Source organism: Actinoplanes sp. NPDC048796, from assembly GCF_040650035.1.
Taxonomy (GTDB): Bacteria; Actinomycetota; Actinomycetes; order Mycobacteriales; family Micromonosporaceae; genus Actinoplanes.
On sequence record NZ_JBEZGO010000013.1, the window covers coordinates 128,469 to 147,698 of the forward strand.

At 70.9% G+C, this 19,230-nt stretch carries 21 protein-coding genes; 8 read left to right on the forward strand and 13 right to left on the reverse strand.

What is annotated here, in order from left to right:
• Positions 1-2 precede the first annotated feature (2 nt).
• Genes AB0C26_RS37200 through AB0C26_RS37210 form a run of 3 tightly spaced genes read left to right on the forward strand, consistent with a single transcriptional unit; the run spans position 3 to position 3,113 of the window.
• Positions 3-1,109, forward strand: coding sequence for an LLM class flavin-dependent oxidoreductase (locus AB0C26_RS37200; RefSeq protein ID WP_360257409.1), 1,107 nt, complete (start codon positions 3-5; stop codon positions 1,107-1,109).
• A complete protein-coding gene (locus AB0C26_RS37205) occupies positions 1,102-2,415 on the forward strand; it encodes an NtaA/DmoA family FMN-dependent monooxygenase (protein WP_360257411.1) in 1,314 nt (437 codons plus the stop codon). Before AB0C26_RS37200 ends, AB0C26_RS37205 begins: the two co-directional genes overlap by 8 nt.
• Complete coding sequence (locus tag AB0C26_RS37210) at positions 2,412-3,113, forward strand: GNAT family N-acetyltransferase (RefSeq protein WP_360257414.1); 702 nt, start codon at positions 2,412-2,414, stop codon at positions 3,111-3,113. The genes AB0C26_RS37205 and AB0C26_RS37210 overlap by 4 nt, the downstream gene beginning before the upstream one ends.
• Here the strand turns inward: AB0C26_RS37210 and AB0C26_RS37215 are convergent.
• The gene (locus tag AB0C26_RS37215) at positions 3,087-3,854 is read right to left on the reverse strand and encodes a DnaJ C-terminal domain-containing protein (RefSeq protein ID WP_360257416.1); all 768 of its coding nucleotides are present in this window, start codon (positions 3,852-3,854) and stop codon (positions 3,087-3,089) included. The genes AB0C26_RS37210 and AB0C26_RS37215 overlap by 27 nt on opposite strands.
• Before the next feature lie 154 nt (positions 3,855-4,008).
• On the opposite strand from AB0C26_RS37215, the gene AB0C26_RS37220 reads away from it, so the two are divergent.
• Positions 4,009-5,031: a LacI family DNA-binding transcriptional regulator gene (locus tag AB0C26_RS37220; protein ID WP_360257418.1), complete on the forward strand. Its 1,023-nt coding sequence runs from the start codon at positions 4,009-4,011 to the stop codon at positions 5,029-5,031.
• Here AB0C26_RS37220 and AB0C26_RS37225 read toward each other — a convergent pair.
• The 7 genes from AB0C26_RS37225 to AB0C26_RS37255 form a co-directional block, all read right to left on the reverse strand.
• Entirely contained in the window at positions 4,969-5,571 is a 603-nt protein-coding gene (locus tag AB0C26_RS37225) for a DUF1062 domain-containing protein (RefSeq protein WP_360257420.1), read from the reverse strand. The two genes, AB0C26_RS37220 and AB0C26_RS37225, sit on opposite strands and share 63 nt — an antisense overlap.
• Before the next feature lie 238 nt (positions 5,572-5,809).
• On the reverse strand, positions 5,810-7,033 hold the full coding sequence (locus tag AB0C26_RS37230; protein ID WP_360257423.1) for an MFS transporter: 1,224 nt from the start codon (positions 7,031-7,033) through the stop codon (positions 5,810-5,812).
• Positions 7,030-7,575 (reverse strand): helix-turn-helix domain-containing protein, encoded by a 546-nt coding sequence (locus AB0C26_RS37235; protein ID WP_360257426.1) that lies wholly within the window; start codon positions 7,573-7,575, stop codon positions 7,030-7,032. The genes AB0C26_RS37230 and AB0C26_RS37235 overlap by 4 nt, the downstream gene beginning before the upstream one ends.
• Before the next feature lie 517 nt (positions 7,576-8,092).
• Entirely contained in the window at positions 8,093-8,860 is a 768-nt protein-coding gene (locus tag AB0C26_RS37240; protein WP_360257428.1) for a hypothetical protein, read from the reverse strand.
• A 26-nt stretch (positions 8,861-8,886) separates the two neighbouring features.
• Positions 8,887-10,731 carry a long-chain fatty acid--CoA ligase gene (locus AB0C26_RS37245; protein ID WP_360257430.1) on the reverse strand — a complete coding sequence of 615 codons (1,845 nt, stop codon included), beginning with the start codon at positions 10,729-10,731 and terminating at the stop codon, positions 8,887-8,889.
• Positions 10,732-10,799: 68 nt separating this feature from the next.
• Positions 10,800-11,237, reverse strand: a complete 438-nt coding sequence (locus tag AB0C26_RS37250) for a hypothetical protein (RefSeq protein ID WP_360257432.1) — start codon at positions 11,235-11,237, stop codon at positions 10,800-10,802.
• A gap of 375 nt (positions 11,238-11,612) precedes the next feature.
• Positions 11,613-12,689, reverse strand: a complete 1,077-nt coding sequence (locus AB0C26_RS37255; RefSeq protein WP_360257434.1) for an FAD-dependent monooxygenase — start codon at positions 12,687-12,689, stop codon at positions 11,613-11,615.
• A 75-nt stretch (positions 12,690-12,764) separates the two neighbouring features.
• On the opposite strand from AB0C26_RS37255, the gene AB0C26_RS37260 reads away from it, so the two are divergent.
• Positions 12,765-13,367, forward strand: a complete 603-nt coding sequence (locus AB0C26_RS37260) for a TetR family transcriptional regulator (RefSeq protein ID WP_360257436.1) — start codon at positions 12,765-12,767, stop codon at positions 13,365-13,367.
• Positions 13,364-14,047 (forward strand): hypothetical protein, encoded by a 684-nt coding sequence (locus tag AB0C26_RS37265; protein ID WP_360257439.1) that lies wholly within the window; start codon positions 13,364-13,366, stop codon positions 14,045-14,047. The genes AB0C26_RS37260 and AB0C26_RS37265 overlap by 4 nt, the downstream gene beginning before the upstream one ends.
• On the opposite strand, the gene AB0C26_RS37270 is transcribed toward AB0C26_RS37265, so the two are convergent.
• Positions 14,028-14,723 carry a TetR/AcrR family transcriptional regulator gene (locus AB0C26_RS37270; protein WP_360257441.1) on the reverse strand — a complete coding sequence of 232 codons (696 nt, stop codon included), beginning with the start codon at positions 14,721-14,723 and terminating at the stop codon, positions 14,028-14,030. The two genes, AB0C26_RS37265 and AB0C26_RS37270, sit on opposite strands and share 20 nt — an antisense overlap.
• 42 nt (positions 14,724-14,765) lie before the next feature.
• Here AB0C26_RS37270 and AB0C26_RS37275 point away from each other — a divergent pair, with 42 nt between their 5' ends.
• Positions 14,766-16,550, forward strand: a complete 1,785-nt coding sequence (locus AB0C26_RS37275; protein ID WP_360257443.1) for a TIM barrel protein — start codon at positions 14,766-14,768, stop codon at positions 16,548-16,550.
• Here the strand turns inward: AB0C26_RS37275 and AB0C26_RS37280 are convergent.
• The 3 genes from AB0C26_RS37280 to AB0C26_RS37290 form a co-directional block, all read right to left on the reverse strand.
• On the reverse strand, positions 16,540-17,370 hold the full coding sequence (locus AB0C26_RS37280; RefSeq protein WP_360257445.1) for a serine/threonine-protein kinase: 831 nt from the start codon (positions 17,368-17,370) through the stop codon (positions 16,540-16,542). The genes AB0C26_RS37275 and AB0C26_RS37280 overlap by 11 nt on opposite strands.
• Before the next feature lie 79 nt (positions 17,371-17,449).
• Positions 17,450-17,749 carry a hypothetical protein gene (locus AB0C26_RS37285; protein ID WP_360257447.1) on the reverse strand — a complete coding sequence of 100 codons (300 nt, stop codon included), beginning with the start codon at positions 17,747-17,749 and terminating at the stop codon, positions 17,450-17,452.
• A 20-nt stretch (positions 17,750-17,769) separates the two neighbouring features.
• Positions 17,770-18,051 carry a hypothetical protein gene (locus AB0C26_RS37290; RefSeq protein ID WP_360257449.1) on the reverse strand — a complete coding sequence of 94 codons (282 nt, stop codon included), beginning with the start codon at positions 18,049-18,051 and terminating at the stop codon, positions 17,770-17,772.
• Between the two features lie 281 nt (positions 18,052-18,332).
• Between AB0C26_RS37290 and AB0C26_RS37295 the strand changes: the two genes are divergently transcribed.
• Positions 18,333-18,650, forward strand: coding sequence for a hypothetical protein (locus AB0C26_RS37295; RefSeq protein ID WP_360257451.1), 318 nt, complete (start codon positions 18,333-18,335; stop codon positions 18,648-18,650).
• An 82-nt stretch (positions 18,651-18,732) separates the two neighbouring features.
• On the opposite strand, the gene AB0C26_RS37300 is transcribed toward AB0C26_RS37295, so the two are convergent.
• Positions 18,733-19,149, reverse strand: coding sequence for a pyridoxamine 5'-phosphate oxidase family protein (locus tag AB0C26_RS37300; protein ID WP_360257453.1), 417 nt, complete (start codon positions 19,147-19,149; stop codon positions 18,733-18,735).
• Positions 19,150-19,230 lie beyond the last annotated feature (81 nt).

The following is a 19,230-nucleotide window of genomic DNA, read 5'->3' on the forward strand; positions in this document are numbered from 1 at the left end:
TCATGACACAACCCCTGCATCTGGCCGTCGCGCTCGACGGCGCCGGCTGGCACCCCGCCGCCTGGCGCTCCACCGGCGCGCAGCCCGGACACCTCTTCACAGCGCCCTACTGGACCGAACTCGTCCTCGAGGCCCAGCGCGGCACGCTCGACTTCGTGACCATCGAGGACTCCCTCGGCATCGCCGACAACGGTGTCGGCGCCCGCCTCGACGCCGTGCTGATCGCGGCCCGGGTCGCCCCGGTGACCTCGCACATCGGGCTGGTGCCGACCGCGACCGTCACGCACACCGAGCCGTTCCACGTCTCCAAGGCTCTCGCCACCCTCGACTACGTGAGCCACGGCCGCGCCGGATGGCGCGTCCAACTCTCCGCCCGCCCCGCCGAGGCCGCGCATTTCGGGCGGCGGACGGTCCCCGAGATCCGGGAACACTTCGCCGAGGCGGCCGACTTCGTCGAGGTGGTACGCCGGCTCTGGGACAGCTGGGAGGACGACGCGGAGATCCGCGACGCCGCCACCGGCCGGTTCATCGACCGGGAGAAGCTGCACTACATCGACTTCGACGGCAAGTACTTCAGCGTGAAGGGCCCGTCCATCACGCCCCGGCCGCCGCAGGGCCAGCCGCTGGTCACGGCCCTGGCCCACGCCGACATCCCGTACGCCTTCGCGACCGGCTCGGCCGATCTGGTGTACGTGACGCCGGCCGACGTGGACGACGCCCGGCAGATCGTGGCCCAGGTGTCCTCCCTCCCGCACGTCTTCGGTGATCTCGTCGTCTTCCTGGAGGACAGCGAGCAGGCCGCCCGCGACGCCAAGGCCCGGCTGGACGAGCTCGCCGGAACCCCGTACACCTCGGACGCCTCGATCTTCACCGGCACCCCGGCCCAGCTGGCCGACCTGCTGCTGAGCTGGCAGGCGGCGGGCCTGACCGGCTTCCGGCTGCGGCCGGGCCGGCTGCCGGCCGACCTGGAGGCCATCACCCGCGCCCTGGTGCCCGAGCTCCGGCTGCGCGGCGCCTTCCGCAAGGAGTACGAGTCGGCGACCCTGCGCGGCCTGCTCGGCCTCGGCCGGCCCGCGAACCGCTACCGTCAGGAGGCACCCGTTGCCTAAGCAGATCCACCTCGCCGCGCACTTCCCGGGCGTCAACAACACCACCGTGTGGAGCGACCCCGAGGCCGGCAGCCACATCGAATTCGAATCCTTCGTCAAGCTGGCGCGGACGGCCGAGCGGGCCAAGTTCGACTTCTTCTTCCTCGCCGAGGGCCTGCGGCTCCGCGAGCAGGGCGGCCAGATCTACGACCTGGACGTGGTCGGCCGCCCCGACACCTTCACCGTCCTGGCCGCCCTGGCCGCGGTCACCACCCACCTCGGGCTGGCCGGCACGATCAACTCCACGTTCAACGAGCCGTACGAGGTGGCCCGGCAGTTCGCCAGCCTCGACCACCTCTCCGACGGCCGGGCCGCGTGGAACGTGGTGACCTCGTGGGACGCCTTCACCGGGGAGAACTTCCGCCGCGGCGGCTTCCTGGCCGAGCCGGACCGGTACAGCCGGGCCACGCGGTTCCTCGAGACGGCCAAGGAGCTGTTCGCCTCGGTGCCGGCTCCCGAGGGCTTCCTTCGTGACCCGTCGGCCGGCACGTTCGCACACCAGGACGACCACTTCGACATCGCCGGCCGGTTCAACGTGCCGCGCAGCCCGCAGGGCCGCCCGGTGATCCTGCAGGCCGGCGACTCGGACGCGGGACGGGAGTTCGCGGCGGCCACCGCCGACGCGATCTTCAGCCGGCACGGCACGCTCGCCGAGGGCCAGGCGTTCTACGCCGACGTCAAGGGCCGCCTGCCCAAGTACGGGCGCGAGCGCGACGAGCTGCTGGTTCTGCCGGCCGCCACGTTCGTGCTCGGCGACACCGAGACCGAGGCGCAGGAGAAGGCCCGGATCGTCCGCCGCGAGCAGGTCAGCGGGGCGACCGCGATCAAGTTCCTGGAGCAGCTGTGGAACCGGGACCTGAGCTCGTACGACCCGGACGGCCCCCTGCCCACGGTCGACCCCGACGTGTCGGACAACCACATCGCGCGGGGCCGGGCCAGCGTACGGATGCACCGCGACCCGATCGCGGTGGCCGGCGAATGGCGCGCCAAGGCCGAGGCCGAGAAGCTCTCCATCCGGGAGCTGATCATCGAGGTGACCGGGCGGCAGAACTTCATCGGCACGCCCGCGTCGGTGGCCTCGTCGATCAACGAGCTGGTTCAGGCCGACGCCAGCGACGGCTTCATCCTGGTGCCGCACGTGACGCCCGGCGGCCTGGACGAGTTCGCCGACAAGGTGGTCCCGCTGCTTCAGGAACAGGGCGTCTTCCGGACGGACTATTCGGGTCCCACCCTGCGCGACCACCTCGGTCTGCGGGCGCCGCGATGACCACCGTCTCGCCGGGCACCTCGGTCCTGGACAACGCGGCCTGGGAGTCGCTGACCGGCCCGCACGCCCGGTTCGCCGAGCGGTACGGGCAAGCGGCGCGCTATCAGCCCGACGTGGCCCCGTTCCACGCCCTCGACGACCCGAACGACCCGGCCGCCTGGAAGGACCTGCTCGAACTGACCGGGCCCGGCGCCGAGGTGGCGGTGGCCGGCCCGGTACCCGCCGCCCACCCCGAATGGCGGCTCGTCGACGAGGTGGCCGGCGTGCAGTTCGTCGACGACACCCTCGCGGACGCGCCGGCGCCGGAAGCGGTCCGGCTCACCGCGGCCGACGTGCCCGAAGTGCTCGACCTGATCGAGCGCACGCGCCCGGGACCGTTCCGGACGCGCACCATCGAACTGGGCGGCTACCTCGGCCTCCGGGACGGCGGCAAGCTGGTCGCCATGGCCGGCGAACGGCTGCACCCGCCGGGCTGGACCGAGATCAGCGCGGTCTGCACGGACGCCGCCCACCGCGGGCGGGGCCTCGCCACCCGGCTCGTTCGGGCGGTCGCCCACGGCATCCGGGAGCGGGGCGAGACGCCGTTCCTGCACACGTCGGCCGCGAACGCGACGGCGATCCGCCTGTACGAGTCGATCGGGTTCCGGCTGCGCCGGCGGACCACGTTCGGCCTATACGCCGCGCGGATCGAAGTCTGAGCTGCTGGCGAGTTTCTGCCAGCGGCGGCGCTCGCTCGCGCTGAGCTTGGGCGGCATCACGATCCTGATCTCGGCGTAGAGGTCACCGGCGACACCGTCCGGGTTGGGCAGGCCCCGGCCCCGCAGGCGCGCCCGGCGGCCCGAGGACAACCCCGCCGGCACCTGCACCTGCGCGGGGCCGGACGGGGTGTCCACGGGCACTGTCGCGCCCAGGGCGGCCTCCCACGGCGCCAGCGGCAGGTCGACGTAGACGTCGCGGCCCTGCAGGCGGTAGCGCGGATGGGGGACGATCCGGACGGTCACCGAGATGTCCATGCCGGGCAGCGGGATGCGCCGCCCGTCGACGACGCCCGGCGGCAGGTCGACCTCGACCACCCGAACGGCGGTGCCGAACTCCAGCGTCAGGTTGCGGCGGCCACCGGCGTACGCCTCCTCGATCGAGATCTCGAGGACCTCGACGCCGGCGTCGAAGCGCGGCATGCGCGCGCCCCACCCGAACTGCGCCGACCCGGATGACACCCCGAGACCGCGGTCCAGGTCGTACATCGCCCGTTTCCGCTCGTCGGACAGGATGTTGTACGCCTCGGTGATCTGCTTGAACCGGGTCTCGGCGCCCGTCTCCCGGTTGAGGTCGGGATGGAACCGCCGGGCGAGGGCCCGGTAAGCGCGCTGGATCTCGGCCGGGGTGGCCGACTTGGCCACGCCGAGAACTTCGTAATAATCGCGCGTCTTCGTAGGCACGGGCCCTCCCCTTGCGCTCGCGTCCATAGAGGTTTATGGCTTGAGCGCCCTCATGTCAACTCTGTGTCCCCAGGGAGTCACGTTCCGGTCCCGCGAACGCCCCGGGCGCTCGTTGGGCATGATGGACTGGCTCACGAGAGGAGGCCCGGCGTTGATGACATCGAATGGCTCGGCCCGTCCGGTCACGCTGCGCGACGTGGCGCGCCTGGCCGGTGTGTCGGTGGCGACGGCCTCCAAGGCCCTCAACGGCCAGCCGCAGGTGAAAGCGGAGACCCGCAGCCGCGTCCTGGAGGCGGCGAGCCAGCTCTCGTTCTCGCCCAACACGCTGGCCCAGGCCCTGATCGGCGGCCGCACCGGCACCGTCGGCCTGCTCACCTCCGACCTCGAGGGCCGCTTCTCCATCCCGATCCTGATGGGCGCCGAGGACGCGTTCGGCTCCGACCAGGTGTCGGTCTTCCTCTGCGACGCCCGCGGGGACGCCATCCGCGAGAAACACCACCTGCGCGCCCTGCTCTCCCGGCGGGTGGACGGCCTCATAGTCGTGGGAGCCCGCCCCGACAGCCGGCCGTCGCTGGGCCGGGACCTTCCCGTGCCGGTCGTCTACGCGTACTCACCAAGCGATGATCCTGAAGACCTGTCCCTGGTCACCGACAACGAGGCGGCCGGCCGTCTGGCGGTCGACCACCTCATCGCGTGCGGGCGCACCCGGATCGCCCACATCACCGGCGACCCCTCCTACGGCGCCGCCCAGGACCGGGCCCGCGGCGCCCAGTCCCGCCTGGCCGAGGCGGGACTGGGCCTGGCCGGTGACCAGGTCTGGTTCGGCATGTGGTCCGAGGCGTGGGGCCGCGGCGCCACCCGCATGCTGCTTCAGAAGGACCCGACGGTCGACGCCGTCTTCGCCGGCTCCGACGAGATCGCCCGCGGTGTCCTCGACGTGCTCCACCAGGAAAACCTGGACGTGCCGGGGCGTGTGGCCGTCATCGGCTTCGACAACTGGGAGGTGCTGGCGGCCAACGCCCGCCCGCCCCTGTCGACCATCGACATGCGGTTGGAGGAACTGGGCCGCCGCGCGGCCCAGCGCCTCTTCGCCGCCATCGACGGCAACCCCACGTCAGGAACCGAGACCCTCCCCTGCCGCCTGATCACCCGCGAGTCGACGGCTCCCCTGGGCTGACCGGCGGAGCGTGAAGCTGAAGTCGCCGGCCGATTTCCCGGTCAGCCGGTGGGCCGAGGTGAGCAAGCCCTCGGCGATGAGCCGGCGCACCTCGCGACCCGGCACCTCCAGACCGGCCGACAGCAGCCGCGTCCGGCGGACCGGAATCCGCCGGACGAAGCGGATGGAGGTGTCGACGGCCCGGGCATCGGTCCTTTCCCGGCGGAGCGTCCACGCGCCGTCCCAGTCCAGGGAGACGTTGTTCCGGCGCAGAACCGCGGGATCGGCGAGCACGGTCGCCGCGAGTTCGGGGTCGTTGTCGTGGAAGCGGGTCAGCGTGGACGGGTCGATGGCGCGGACGGTGACCCGCTCCAGAACTGTCAATTTGATGGTCTCCCCGCATCGGGCGCACAACGCCAGGAGCCAGACGTCGAGGAGCTTGTGGTTGGCGTTGACGCGGAATTTGCCGTACGTGCGGTACCGCCCCGACGGGCAGCGCCGGCAACGGCGGTTGATGAGGGGAAGGCCGGTGGGACTCACCAGCCACTGATTGGTGGTCACTGAGGGACAAGCCGATCTGCTACGACGATTCCGTGCGGAGACACAGCTCCGCTGAGGAGTTCCGCGCATGACTGGGAAGCGAGGGGCGGGCCGTGTGTCACGACGGCCGGCCGCACTCGCCTGGTCGATGCGGGAGGTCAATGCTCCAGAGAGCAGAGCCCGGCGCCGCGCGCCGGGAAGATGTCTTAGCTGTACAACGGCTTTCCTCGTCTGGTGCCACCGGATGGGCCCGGCGACGTTAACAACGCTCCGCAGCGGCGCTCCACCGGTTTTCGCCGGCGGTGCGGCTCAAGCCCGTACCGAAAGTGGCTCCCAGAGCGGAGACCGCGACCGAGCCGGCGAAAACGAGGATGGCGGTCGGGGCGCCGAAGGCGGCCACGAGGGAGCCCGCGACGACCGGGGCGAGGGCCGCCATCGACGTGGCGGCCATCATGATCACGCTGACGACACGGCCCTGCAGGTGGTCGGGGGTGATGGCGGCCTGATAGCCGAAGAGCGCGGCATTGCCGGCGGGCCCGAGAAACACGGTCAGAGCCAGCGGAACGGCGGCGGCGACGCTCGACGTGAGCAGGGCGGCGCTCGCCAGCAGGACGACGGCCAGCCAGCAGATCACCCGGACCAGAACCGTCAGCCCGAGGCGGCGCTGAAGACGGGGCGCGGCCACGGCCCCGAGCAGGCCGCCCACGGCGACGACGGTTTCGACGAGCCCGATGACGGCCGGCGCGGTGCCGCCGCTCTGCAGGGCCACGACGACGGCGAAGACGACACCGCCGATCGCGAAGTTCAGCGGGGCCGCGATCAGCATCAGCATTCGCAGGAACGGGTGGGTCAGAACGAACCGCAGACCCTCGGCGAACCTGACCGGAACATCCTTGTCGCGCGGCGCCTGCAACGGCTTGCGAATGGCGCCGACCATCACCAGCGAGACCAGATAGGAGACGGCGTTTCCGAGGAACGGAACCGCGTGTCCCACCGAGAAGAGGAGACCGCCGAGAGGCGGGCCGGCCAGCATGGCGCCGTACGAACGGGCCTCGTTGCGCGCGACCGCGTCAGGCAACTGCTCGATCGGCACGATGCTGCGCAGGGAGGCGTCCTCCGCCGTACCGAAAAGGGCCCCGAAAGCCGCGTCGAACACCGCCGCCGCGATGATCAGGGGCAGCGAGGCCCGGCCGGTGACAACGGCCACTGTCAAAACCGTGAAGGCCAGCAGCCGTACGCAATCACAGGCGAGCATGAGCCGCCGCCGGTCGAACCGGTCGGCGATCACTCCGGCCGGCAACCGGCAGACGAGCCGCGCCACCGAGGCGAGAGTGCCGACCAGCCCGGCGCTGACCGGATCGCCGGTCTGCACCAGAACGAGCAGGGCCAGCGCCAGGGTGGCCACGCCGTCGCCGAGATCGGAGAGCGTCTGCGACGTCCACAGCAGATTGAACTCCCGGTTGCGCCACAGCGAGGCGTTCACGAGGCGCGATGCGGGTAGGTCTGAAGGACGACGAGCACCTGCTCGGCGCCCGGCTCATTGGTGCGGGCCTCTTCGACGGCCTGCCAGATCCGTTCCCGGAGCCGCTCGAGCCGCTCCGGAGTGGTCCGGATGACCTGATCGGAGCCCTCCCCCGCGGCCTGCCATTCCGGGCTCCACCGGCCTTGCGCGACCTGAGCGTGAAAGGTCTCGATCCAGGCACCCCACACCTCCCGGGAGGCGCGCTCGACGGCGACCTCGTCCTCCCGGCTGCCGTCACCGAACCGCGTCGACACGTGAGCGGCTTTCCACCAGCGCTCCCGCCCGTGCGCGCCGCGCCCCAGCTCGGGCGCGTCCACCACGAGCCCGTGCCGGGCCAGAAGCCGCAGGTGATGGCTGGCCTGCCCCGAGTCGGTGCCCAGCCGCCGCGCGAGAATCGCCGAGGTGGCGGGCCCGTCCACCCGCAACGACCCGACGATCCGCATCCTCAGCGGATGAGCCATCACCCGCATCAGCATCGCGTCGGTGACCACCAGTTCACTCATGAGCGGGACGCTAGTTCGTCCGCCACATCGAGTACAAGCAGCTTATGCATAGAAGCTCTGCATCGGTCGGCGGAAAAGTGTCATACCCCGGGGTCATCATGTCCGCATGGCCCAGCCAGCAGCTTTCTCACCGTCCGACCACGACTTCGAGGTGTCGGTGCACGAGGCCCGCACCCGCTTCGTCCAACTGGTACGCGTGGCCTCCCTGACCGGCCGCCCCGTCACCATCACCGACCACGGCCGAGCAATGGCCACGATCGTCCCCCACCAGCGCCCCGGCCTCAGCCGCCCACCCGACCCCCCGCCACATCGCCCGGCCCCCACGGACCCCGCCGCGAATCCCGCAACCACCAGCAGCACCGCTCCTCACCCGCCTACCGCCCCCAGCGCTGCTCCCCACCCGCCTACCGCCCCCAGCGCTGCTCCCCACCCGCCTACCGCCACGAGCGCTACTACCCACCCGCCCACCGCCGCTTTACACCCATCTACCGCCACGCAGTTACATTCCGGCGCCGCTTCACCACCGACCGCCTTGCCGGCCGATCTCGAAGCGGAGCGGCGATCCGGAGCGGAGGGTGAATGGCGTACTGGCCTCGCACCCGGACGGCAGGCTGGGCCTGGGGATGAGTGGCAGGTCTACCCGAGGGCCAAGCGGCGCACCGGAGCATCGGCCGAGCGAAGAGCCGAACACCACGCCGGAGCCGAGCAGCGAACCGGGGCGGATGCCGAACACCGGACCGGGGCCGAACAGCGAGCCTGGGCGGAAGCCGAACACCGCGCCGGAGCCGAACAGCGAGCCTGGGCGGAAGCCGAACCCCGGGCCGGAGCCGAACGGCGAGCTGGAGCCGAACAGCGAGCCGAGGCAGAAGCCGAACACCGCGCCGGAGCCGAACAGCGAGCCTGGGCGGAAGCCGAACCCTGGGCCGGAGCGGAACAGCGAGCCGGAGCCGAACAGCGAGCCGGAGCCGAACGGCGGGCCGGGGCGGAAGCTGAGCGGCGGGCCGGGGCGGAAGCCGAACGGCGGGCCGGGGCGGAAGCCGAGCGGCGGCACGTCGAGACTTTCAGGCAGGCGGAGGCTGCGCGGCAGCGGGCCGATCCGGAGCGGGCTCAGGCGGTCGCGGCGGGGTGGGCCCGGCGGCTCGAAGAGGTGCGGGCCGCCCAGCAGCGCCGGCATGCGGCTGAGATCGCATCTTTTTCGCAGGCGCTGGCCGAGGCGTGGCGCGTCATCGACCACCTGCGCCCGCGCGGAGCCGATCCCGGTATCGACCGGCTCCGCACCGAGCATCGTGAATTCCTGCCGGGGCGGCTTGGTCAGTCGATGTAGAGCTTGTCGAGCAGGTGGGCGTTGTGCTGTTCGACGTAGCGGCGGCGGAGCTTCAGAGAGGGGGTCAGGTCGCCGTTCTCGACGGTCAGGTTTCGTTCGAGGATGGTGAAGCGTTTGATGGTTTCCCACTTGCCCAGTTCGGTGTTCAGCTGGGTCACGTAGCCGTCGATGGCGGCCACCGTCTTGGGGTGGCGGACAATCTCGGCGTGGGTGGCGCCGGCCACGCCGTGTTCGGCGGCCCAGGCTCTGGTGGCGTCGGGGTCCAGGTCGATCAGGGCCGTGATGTACTGGCGGCCGTCGCCGTGGACGACTATGCGGGCCGACAGCGGGCACAGGGCCGCGAAGCGGGTCTCCAGGGACTGCGGGGCCACGTACTTGCCGCCGGAGGTTTTGATCAGATCTTTCTTGCGGTCCGTGATTTTGATGTTGCCGCGAGGGGTGATCTCGCCGATGTCGCCGGTGTGGAGCCAGCCGTCCTCGAGCATGGTGGCGCTGGCGTCGGGCAGGCCGTGGTAGCCCTCCATGACGCCCGGGCCCTTGATCAGGATTTCGCCGTCGGCCGCTATCGAGATCTCGGTGCCGGGCAGGGGAAGCCCCACCGTGCCGTATTCGAGGTGGTGGCTGCGGTTGATCGTGGAGCCGGCGGCCGATTCCGTCAGGCCGTATCCCTCCAGGATGGGCAGGCCGATCGCGTCGAAGAACTCGGCGATGTCGCTGGACAGCGGGGCGGCGCCGGAGATGAAGTACCGCATCCGGCCGCCGAAGCGAGCCCGGACCTTGCTGAGCACGATCCGGTCGGCCAGAGCATACTGCCTGGTCAGCAGCGCGCCCGGGGTTTCGCCACGGCGGCGGGCACGGACCGCTCGGCGGCCGACGCCGATCGCCCAGTCGAACAGGCGCGCCTTCACGCCACCCTCGCGGTGCACGGTGGCCACGACACCGGCGTGGACCTTTTCGAAGATTCGCGGTACGGCGGGCATCACCGTGGGCCGTACGACGGGAAGGTTGTCGATGATTTTGGTCAGGTCGCCGTCGACCGCCGTGGGATAGCCGATGGAGAGCTGCGCCGCCAGCAGCACCTTGCCGAACGAGTGGGCCATGGGCAGCCACAGGTATCCCAGATCGTCCGGCTCGATCAGCGCGATCGCCTTCGCCGTGGCCGCCTCGTACGTCCAGCGGCTGTGCGGGAGGCGGACGCCCTTGGGCCGGCCCGTCGTGCCCGACGTGTAGATCAGCGTGGCCAGGTGGTCGGCCGTCACCGCCGCCGTGGCCCGGGTGACCGCGTCCGGGCGTTCGGCCAGCAGCGCCCGGCCGCGGGCGCGCAGGCCGTCCAGGGTCATCGCGCGGGACTCGCCGGCCGGCACCGGGCCGTCGATCATGATGACGTGCTCGACCAGGGTGCCCGGGGACAGGACCTTGGACAGGTGCTCCGGGCTCTCGATGATCGCGATGTGACTGTGCGAGTCGGCGAGGATGTGCTTCACGTCCTCGGCCGACGACGTCGGGTAGATCGTGGTGGTGGCGCCGCCGGCGCACATGATGCCCAGGTCGGCGTGGATCCACTCGACCCGCGTCCCCGACATGATCGAGACACGGTCCTCGGGCTTGAGGTCCAGGGCGAGCAGTCCGGCCGCGATCTCGGTGGCGATCTCACCGACGCCGGCCCACGTCTGCGACTCCCACCGCCCGTCGACCGGCCATTTGTACGCCTCGGCGTCCGGCGTGCGGGCCACCCGGTCGAGGAGCAGGGCGCCCACCGAAGCCGGTGTCTCCTTCTGGATCCGTTCCCAGGTGGTGATTTCGTCGGGCTGGGCGCGCTGTGCCGTGCTCACTGTGGACCTCCCGGCGTCACTGATCGATGGGCATCACCGACAGGGTACGCACGGTAACGTGTCCTGCGTCACATCCGTTCGGCCTGATCACGACGAGAAGCCAGCTCGACCAGGCGCTCCAGGTCCGTACTGAGAGATTGCTGTACGTCGTTGCCCATCCGCCGGGCCCACACCCGCGCCCGGCGTCCCTGAAGGTAGGCGTGCACCTCGAGCCGGCTGCCCTCACCGAGCGGACGAGCCTCGTGATGCACCGTCAACCGGGCACCCCGCAGGAAGGTCGTGTCCGCGTACACACTCCCCGGCTCCAAGGCCGTCACCATGAACGGCGCCGGCGATCCGTCGTTCGGCTTGGACACGCCCCGCGCCCCGACCGCCAGCGGCTCCGACAGGCGCAGATACTCCATGCTGGCGCTCCACTCCTGATGAGTGGCGAGGTCGCACCACCGCTCGTAGAAGTACGACGGCGCGACGTGCGACTCGGCGGAGACCCGCGCAACTTCGATCATGGCGAGAATGTACCGGTACGATGCCCAAGCGATGAGCGCCGAGCAGGACCCCCAGCTCGCTCGGCGGCTGACGTTGTTGCCATTTCCGGTCCAGCCGCTGCGGCAAGTCGCGATGTTGCGTCCCACGGCGAACGGCCGTTGGTCATCCGATCCCGATGCCGTCGGGGTCGGCCGGATATTTCGACGAGGCGTTGTTCGGGCCGGGCGAGCTGTCGCGGCACATGCTCGTGTGCTTCGACGACCGGCTGGCGGCAACGTGGCGCTATCCGCGTATCGGCGACCTGCCGCGGATCTGGGAGTGTCAACGCCCAGCGGTTCTGTCGCGGGGATGTGCTCTATGTGGCCGACCATGGGGCGTTCACCATGACCAGCATGTCAGGCGGCGCGGGCCGACCAGACTCGGGCGGCGGCGTTGCGGGCGGTCAGGCCGGGTCGGGTGCGTGGGACCAGTAGGCCTGTGGTGCGGCCGATGTGGCGCTGCTTCGGGTCGGTCAGTGTGCGGTGGCGGGTCTCGTAGCGGCGCAGGGCGGTCGCCACGTCGGCCTCGTCGGTCAAGGCGGCGGCGAGGGTGTACGCGCCCGCCATGGCCAGGGAGGAACCGTCGCCGAACAGGGAGACGCAGGACGCGGCGTCGCCCAGCAACGTTACGCGGCCTCGGGTCCAGGAAGGAAGGGACACCCGGCTCACCGCGTCGAAGTACAAGTCGGTGGTGGTCAGGTGGGTCAGCAGTTCGCGCGTTCGCCAGCCCGCGTTCTCGTACGCGGAAGTGACGAGGTCGCGCGGGCCGGGATCGGGCGTCCACGGGTGCCGGAAGATGAAGGCGGCCAGGGCGTCGCCGCGCCCGGGGTGGACGGAGAGCAGGCGGCCGGGGGTGTTGTAGAGCAGCACTTCGGTGGGATTCCACGACGGGGCGCCGAGGGACACCGTGGCCACGTACAGGCCGAGGTGTTGGACGAAGTCGCGTTCCGGGCCGAAGGCCAGCCGCCGCACCGTCGAGTGCAGGCCGTCGGCGCCGACGACGAGGTCGAAACGGGCGGGCCGCGCGTGCGCGAATGTCACGTCGACGCCGCCGGCGTCCTGGGTCAGCTCCGTGACGGTGTCGTCCATCAGGATCGTGGCGTCGGCGGCGGCCGCTTCGAACAGGAGGGACGCCAGGTCGCCGCGCGGGATCTCGGTGCCGGAGTCCATCGGCAGCCGGGCCACGGATCGGCCGGACGCGTCGAGCACCCGCATGCCCGTCGCGTGGGTCGCGGCCGCCCGCAGCGCCGCGGTGATCCCCATGGCGGACGCGACGTCGACGGCTTGATGTCGTACGTCGACCGGGTTGCCGCTCGACCGCAACGCGGCCGCCTTTTCGACCACGGTCACCCGCCAGCCGGTCCGGGCCATCCAGTACGCCAGGGTGCTGCCCGCTATGCCGGCACCCGAGATCAGAACTCTGCGCTCAGTCATGACGCCGACGTTAACCGCACTCAGTGCAGATTTGCAACGAGTGCTGCTTTGCATCCGGTGCGATATGGTACGGCGGTGAGCCTTCGCGACCGCAAGCGCGCCCGCACCCGCCAGGCCCTCGTCGAGGCCGCGGCCGATCTGTTCGAGAGGCAGGGCTTCGAGGCGACCACGATCGCCGAGGTGGCGGCCGCGGCCGAGATCGGTACGCGTACGTTCTTCAGCTACTTCCCGGCCAAGGAGGAACTGCTCTTCCCCGAGAGCGACCTGCGGGTGCACGCCGCGGTCCGGGCCATCGCGGAGCGCGGCCCCGGCGACGGGCCGGCCGAGGTACTGCTGCGGGCGCTGCACACGGTCGGCGAGGACAGCGACGACCTCTCCGGACGGCTGGCCGCGCTGCGCCTGCGCTTCATCCGCGAGGTGCCGTCGGTGCGCGGGCGCGCCCTGCAGATCCAGTTCGACGCCCAGCGCGAGATCGCCCGCCACCTGGCCGCCGCGTTCCCCGGCGAGCTCGACGAGGTCGGCGCGGCCGCCATGACCGGTGCTTTCGTCGGCGCCGTCACGGCCGCCCTGCAGGTGCTGCTCGAGGACGTCGACGACCCGGGCGACCCGGCCCAGGTTCAGGCCGCGGTCGAGGTGGCGGTCGACCGGGCCCTGAAGCCGTGGCTCACGCACCGATGATTCGCCTCCGCTCGGTCGACACCAACCCGGTCATGGTGCCGGCGCGCAGCCTGCGACACCCGCTCACCGACGCCGGCCGGTACGCCAAGTGCGCCACCGTGGTCACCGAACTGTTCAGCGAGCACCTGGCCGGCGGCCCGCCGCTGATCGCGAAGACCAGCTGGGTCCGGTTCCTGCCCACCGACCTGGACGGCCCGGCGGCCATCTCCCCCCTGCACGCCACGTCGGCGCTGGGCCTGGGCGAGGTGCACGAGGTCCCGTACGACCGCAAGGTCCTCGACCTTCCCGACGACGACCGTCGCCGGGCCATCCTCGACTGGCTGCGCGACCACATGCTGGCCCTGGGGTCCGGCCTGAACTGGGACCCCGGCCCGATCGAGGCGGCGTACGAGGCGTGCCTGCGCGACGGCTGCCGCTACCGGCGGACCGGCGCCGCCAAGGCCAGCCCGAACCGCCGGTGGAAGGCGCACGTCGAGTTCGAGATCGACGGCGACGGCGAGGCCTGGTCCTGGCTCGTCGTCACCGACCGGGCCGGCGCCGTGCTGACGGTGGGCGAGCGCCGGGACTCCGTTCCGTTCGCCCGCCGGGGGCGCAAGGTGCTGCGGTCCGTCCGCTGGGACGGCGACGTGCCGACCTGGACGTCCTGGATCGACGACGTCTTCACCGACGGCCCGCCGTGACGTGGGCGACCACCAGGTCGCCGATCATGGCGCGCAGGTGGTCGCGCAGGTGCGGGTCGAACAAGTCACGGTCGAACATGGCCTTGAACGTGTAGCGGTTGGCGCCCCGGAAGACGCAGAACGCGCTGATGATCATGTGGACGTCCAGGGCGTCCAGGTCGTCGCGGAACAGGCCGGCGGCGCGGCCGCGCTCCATGATGCGCGACAGGACCTCCAGGGCCGGCGCGGCCAGCACCTCGCGCGACGACGAGCTCGACAGGTGTTTGGCGTAGTGGATGTTCTCGATGGCGACCAGGCGTACGAAATCGGGGTGTTGCTCGTGATGGTCGAAGGTCGTCTCGGCCAGGCGGCGCAGGGCCTCGACGGGTGCCAGATGCTCGACGTCGAGTTCCTGTTCGGAGGCGCGGATCCGCTGGTACGCGCCCTCGAGCACCGCCAGGTACAGGCCTTCCTTGCCGCCGAAGTAGTAGTAGATCATCCGTTTCGTGGTGCGCGTCTTCGCGGCGATCTCGTCGACCCGGGCGCCCGCGTAGCCCTGGTCGGCGAACTCGTGCGTGGCCACCTCGATGATCTCGGCGCGGGTGCGCTCGGCGTCCCGGACGCGCTCCTTCGGCGCCGACTCCGCTGTCATGCCCTGATCCCCCTCGACGTCGTTGGTGTCGACTCTAGTGGTCACGTCACCTAGGCTGAACGGACCGGTTCGTACATTAGGAGTTTCATGCGTACGAGTATCGCGACCGTCTGCCTCTCCGGCACCCTCGAAGATCGCCTGGACGCCGCCGCGGCCGCCGGCTTCGACGGTGTCGAGATCTTCGAGAACGACCTGATCGCCTCGGCGAGCTCTCCCGAGAGCATCAGAGCCCGTACTCAGGACCTGGGGCTGAGCATCGACCTCTACCAGCCGTTCCGTGACGCGGAGGGTGCCACCCCGGAGCGTTTCGCGGCCGTCGAGCGGCGGTTCCGGGCCAAGCTCGACCTGATGGGCCGCCTCGGCGCCGACACCATCCTGATCTGCTCGTCGGTCGCACCGGACACGATCCCCGACGACGCGGTCAGCGTCGCCCAACTCCGTACCCTGGCCGACCTCGCCGCCGCCCGGGGCATGCGCATCGCGTACGAGGCCCTGGCCTGGGGCCGTCGCGTGTCCACATGGGACCACTCCTGGGAGATCGTCCGGCAGGCCGACCACCCCGCTCTGGGCTTGTGCCTGGACAGCTTCCATGTCCTATCGCGCGGGGCCTTTGAAAATATCCAGAATGTTCCGGGTGAGAAGATCTTCTTCCTTCAGCTGGCCGACGCGCCCCGGCTCGACATGGACGTCCTCCAGTGGAGCCGCCACCACCGCCTGTTCCCCTTGCAGGGCGGGCTCGACCTGGCCGGCTTCACCCAGGCCGTCCTCGACGCCGGTTACACCGGCCCCCTGTCGCTGGAGGTCTTCAACGACGTGTTCCGGCAGGCCGACCCGCATCGTACGGCCGTCGATGCCCGCCGTTCCCTGATCGCCTTGCGGGACGCCGGCCTCACCCCGCCCGCCGACCTGGACGGCATCGCGTTCGCCGAGCTGAGCGTCGACGCCTCGACCGGCCCCGAACTCGAGAACCTGCTGCGCGCGCTCGGTTTCACCCACTCCGGCCAGCACCGGTCCAAGGCCGTCCAGCTCTGGGAGCAGGGCACCGCCCGCATCCTGCTCAACTCCGGCGCTCCGCGCCCCACCGAGGGCTCGGCCGCGATTCGCGCTTTCGCTTGGGAGAGTACGCAGCCGGAGCAGTCGGCCGAACGCGCGCAACAGCTCCTCGCCACGCCGCTCCCCCGCCGCCGGCGGCAGAGCGAGGCCGACCTGACCGCCGTGGCCGCGCCGGACGGCACCGAGGTGTTCTTCGTCCGTACCACCCCCGCCGGCTGGCACGACGACTTCCTGCCGACCGGCGAGCGGGCGCCCGGGGCCGGGATCACCGGCATCGACCATCTGTCCCTGGCCCAGCCGTTCGACCGGTACGACGAGGCCGCGCTCTTCTACCGTTCGGTGCTCGGTCTGGTCGACGACGAGGCGGGCGAGTTCGCGGCGCCGTACGGCCTGGTCCGTACCCTGGCGATCCGCGATCCGCGGCGACGGGCCCGGATCGCGCTCAGCGTGCCCGTGCTGCGCCGCGGTGACTGGGCTCCGGCCGTACCGCAGCCACAGCACATCACCCTGGCGACGTCCGATCTTTCGGTGACGGCGGCGGCCCTTCGGGCGGCCGGGATCGAAACTCTGCCGATTCCCGCCAACTACTACGACGATCTGGAGGCGCGCCTGGAGCCGCCGGACGGGCTTCGAGCCCTCGGGGCGATGTACGACGAGGACGAGCACGGTCACTACCTGCAGCTGTTCACACCGGTCGTCGGCGACCGGGTCTTCTTCGAGATCGTGCAGCGGGTGGGTGGCTACCGGGGCTACGGCTTCGCCAACGTTCCCGTTCGCATGGCGGCGCACCGGGCGCAGCGCCTGCGCGTCAAAGGTTGAGCAGGGCCGCGCGCGTGCGGGCGGCGGTCCAGCGCCGGCCCAGCTTCGGCTGCAGCAGCCCTTCCAGTACGGGGGTGAGCCGCCCGGCCCGGCGGAACGGCGTCATCCGCCCCTCCGCCACGGCCAGCACGGTGGCGAACAGGTCGCCGCGGTCGAACGGCGACCGGCCCTCGACGGCCGCGTAGAGCGTCGCCCCCAGCGAGAACAGGTCGCTGGCCGGAAGCGGCTCCCCGCCCTGCAACTGCTCCGGCGACACGAAGGCCGGGCTGCCGGCGAACCCGCCGGGCGGCGGCCGCCAGTCCCCGCCGGGCACGTGCGCCACCCCGAAGTCGAGCAGCACCACCCGGCCGTCGTCGCACAGCTGCACGTTGCCCGGCTTGACGTCGCGGTGCACGACCCCGGCCCGGTGCGCGGCGTCGAGCACGTCGACGATGCAGTGCCCGATCCGCACGACCTGCTCGATCGGCAGCGGCCCCTGCTCCTTGATCGCCGCGCCCAGGCTCTGCCCGCTCAGGGCCTCCATCACGATCCACGGCTGGTCGTCGTCGCGGACCACGTCGTGAATCCGCACGACCCCCGGGTGCGGAACGCGCGACGCCGCCCGCGCCTCGGCCAGGGCCTGCTTGCGGGCCGTCTTGCCGGACCAGTCCGAGCCCAGGTCGACCTGCTTGACGGCGACCCAGCGCTCCATCAGCTCGTCCTGAGCGAGCCACACCGTTCCCATGCCACCGCGCCCGAGAACCGAGCGGAGCCGGTACCGCCCGGCCACCACGATCCCCGACGCGATCGGCGCTTCCGCTGCCTGAGTAAGAACCCCCATGCCCTAACAGGGTGGTCATCCGCGGCCCGGCTGTCGTCCAGGCGAGCCCCCAACCGCGGTACCGGCTAGCCGGAAAACCTCAGCTGCCACCCATCCGAATCAGGGCATTTCCCCCGAGCAGCAGCACGTCCGCACCGGCCACCAGGGCCATGCTCAGGTGCAGCCGCCGCGACGCCTGCTCCGGATCGGTCTCGCGAAGCCCCCGCACGAGCGCCCCGAGAGCGGTCAGCACGAGCGGAATGCCACCGATCAGCAGCAGCCCGACCGACCCCGGCGTACGCCCCTTGACGACCAGAAGCGTGACAAGCACGGTGGGCACGATCCCGAAGAACAGCCAGCACAGCCCGGCATACCAGCGCAGAGGCCGTGTCGCATCCATCCGAGGATCTTAAACATCCGTCAGCCGCCCAGGGCACGCAGCCCGTCCTCCCACCGCCGCCGCCGTTCCTCGAGGCTCTGCTCCCACCACGGCGTGCCCCGCTCCCCGAGCGCCACCTTGGCAACCTGCACCCGGGCCCGCGCCGCCGCCGGATCCTCCCCCGCCTTCAGCGCCTTCCCCACGTCCCGCCGCGCGGCCATCAGCGCCTTGCGCAGCACAGCCGCCTCCGGCTCAGGAATGGCCGGATCGGTAGCCCGCCAGCGACGCCCCTTGATGACCAGATAGCGCCCGTCGTCAGTCACCGTCTTCACCTACCCCAGCGGCCGCCACCTGAACTGTCACGACCGAGCGAAGAGGCTACCGATCTAGAAACAGGCCAGCGACAATCTGTCGCTAGAGACCCACGAGCCGGCGAAACCTCGCCTTTCGGTGGAGAGCAGTCAGCGGCACTCCCGCCAAGACCGAAGGACGCGGTAAGCCGGCACCGGGACAACACGGTCCTTGAGCACAGAAAGGCGGGCCTCCATGATGCCCAGCACGCGGGAGTAGGACAGCCTCGGTGGGAAGTGCCACGGGACTTACCGTGGTGATCTTCCTGTTCTCGATCGTCGCACTTGCCCTCATCCTGGTCGGCTACTTGGCGAGCAAGGCCAATAGGACTCATGGCGGCAGGACGTACATCGAGATCAAGGCCGCGGGCCTCGTCCTCAAGTTCGGGACGGAGATCAATGGATCATCCGCCCCAGGCGTCCGAAGCGCCGACACCGGAGAGTCGTCGACCGGTGAGCACGAACAAGGACAACTGAAGGTCGAAAATCCACCTCCGGTGGAGCTGCCACCTGGCCGGCGACGGAAACGGCGTCCGCCCAGCAAGCGCGCTCCCGACGGGGGTGAGGCTTGACATAGAGCTCGCGAAGCAGCGCCTTCCCGGCGACGGGGAGGCGCTGCTTCCGCGCTCCTCGAACAGCGGGCGAGCGGCCCGTTCAGAGGGCGGAGAAGCGGCTCACCTTCTCCGGGCGCAAAACGATGCGGACCAGTGGGCCGGTGCGCCACTCGGTGAGGAGCTTGTCGTGTTCCGGGTCGGAGAAGGTCCAGTAGCGCTCGGCCAGGCGGAGGGCGAGCTCGTTGGCGCCGTCGTCGTGGACGGTGGCCGGGCCCTCGGCCGCCACCCAGTGTTCGGGCTCGCCGGTTGGGGCGGCGACCACGATCGAGGCGCGGGGGTGCTCGCGGAGGCGGTCGACCTTGGGGGAATCGGGCAGCGAGAACAGTTGGAGGTCGCCGTCGGCGGTCAGCTCGTACCAGACCGGGCGGGGTGACGGCCATCGTCCGCCGCGCGGGGCGACGGTGAGGAAGGCGTAGAGCGGGCGGGCCAGCAGTGCGAGATCCTCGTCGCGGAACATGATGGGCAGCGTAGGCCACCCTCAAAGCCCGTGCACAATGCGTTCCACGCCGATTCACGGCTAGGAATGCTGCAACGGCCG

Coding starts and splice junctions, on each gene's coding strand:
- AB0C26_RS37200 (WP_360257409.1), top strand. CDS start 3: ATGACACAACCCCTGCATCTGGCCGTCGCGCTCGACGGCGCCGGCTGG.
- AB0C26_RS37210 (WP_360257414.1), top strand. CDS start 2,412: ATGACCACCGTCTCGCCGGGCACCTCGGTCCTGGACAACGCGGCCTGG.
- AB0C26_RS37220 (WP_360257418.1), top strand. CDS start 4,009: ATGACATCGAATGGCTCGGCCCGTCCGGTCACGCTGCGCGACGTGGCG.
- AB0C26_RS37235 (WP_360257426.1), bottom strand. CDS start 7,575: ATGAGTGAACTGGTGGTCACCGACGCGATGCTGATGCGGGTGATGGCT.
- AB0C26_RS37240 (WP_360257428.1), bottom strand. CDS start 8,860: ATGCTCGGTGCGGAGCCGGTCGATACCGGGATCGGCTCCGCGCGGGCG.
- AB0C26_RS37250 (WP_360257432.1), bottom strand. CDS start 11,237: ATGATCGAAGTTGCGCGGGTCTCCGCCGAGTCGCACGTCGCGCCGTCG.
- AB0C26_RS37255 (WP_360257434.1), bottom strand. CDS start 12,689: ATGACTGAGCGCAGAGTTCTGATCTCGGGTGCCGGCATAGCGGGCAGC.
- AB0C26_RS37265 (WP_360257439.1), top strand. CDS start 13,364: ATGATTCGCCTCCGCTCGGTCGACACCAACCCGGTCATGGTGCCGGCG.
- AB0C26_RS37275 (WP_360257443.1), top strand. CDS start 14,766: ATGCGTACGAGTATCGCGACCGTCTGCCTCTCCGGCACCCTCGAAGAT.
- AB0C26_RS37280 (WP_360257445.1), bottom strand. CDS start 17,370: ATGGGGGTTCTTACTCAGGCAGCGGAAGCGCCGATCGCGTCGGGGATC.
- AB0C26_RS37285 (WP_360257447.1), bottom strand. CDS start 17,749: ATGGATGCGACACGGCCTCTGCGCTGGTATGCCGGGCTGTGCTGGCTG.
- AB0C26_RS37300 (WP_360257453.1), bottom strand. CDS start 19,149: ATGTTCCGCGACGAGGATCTCGCACTGCTGGCCCGCCCGCTCTACGCC.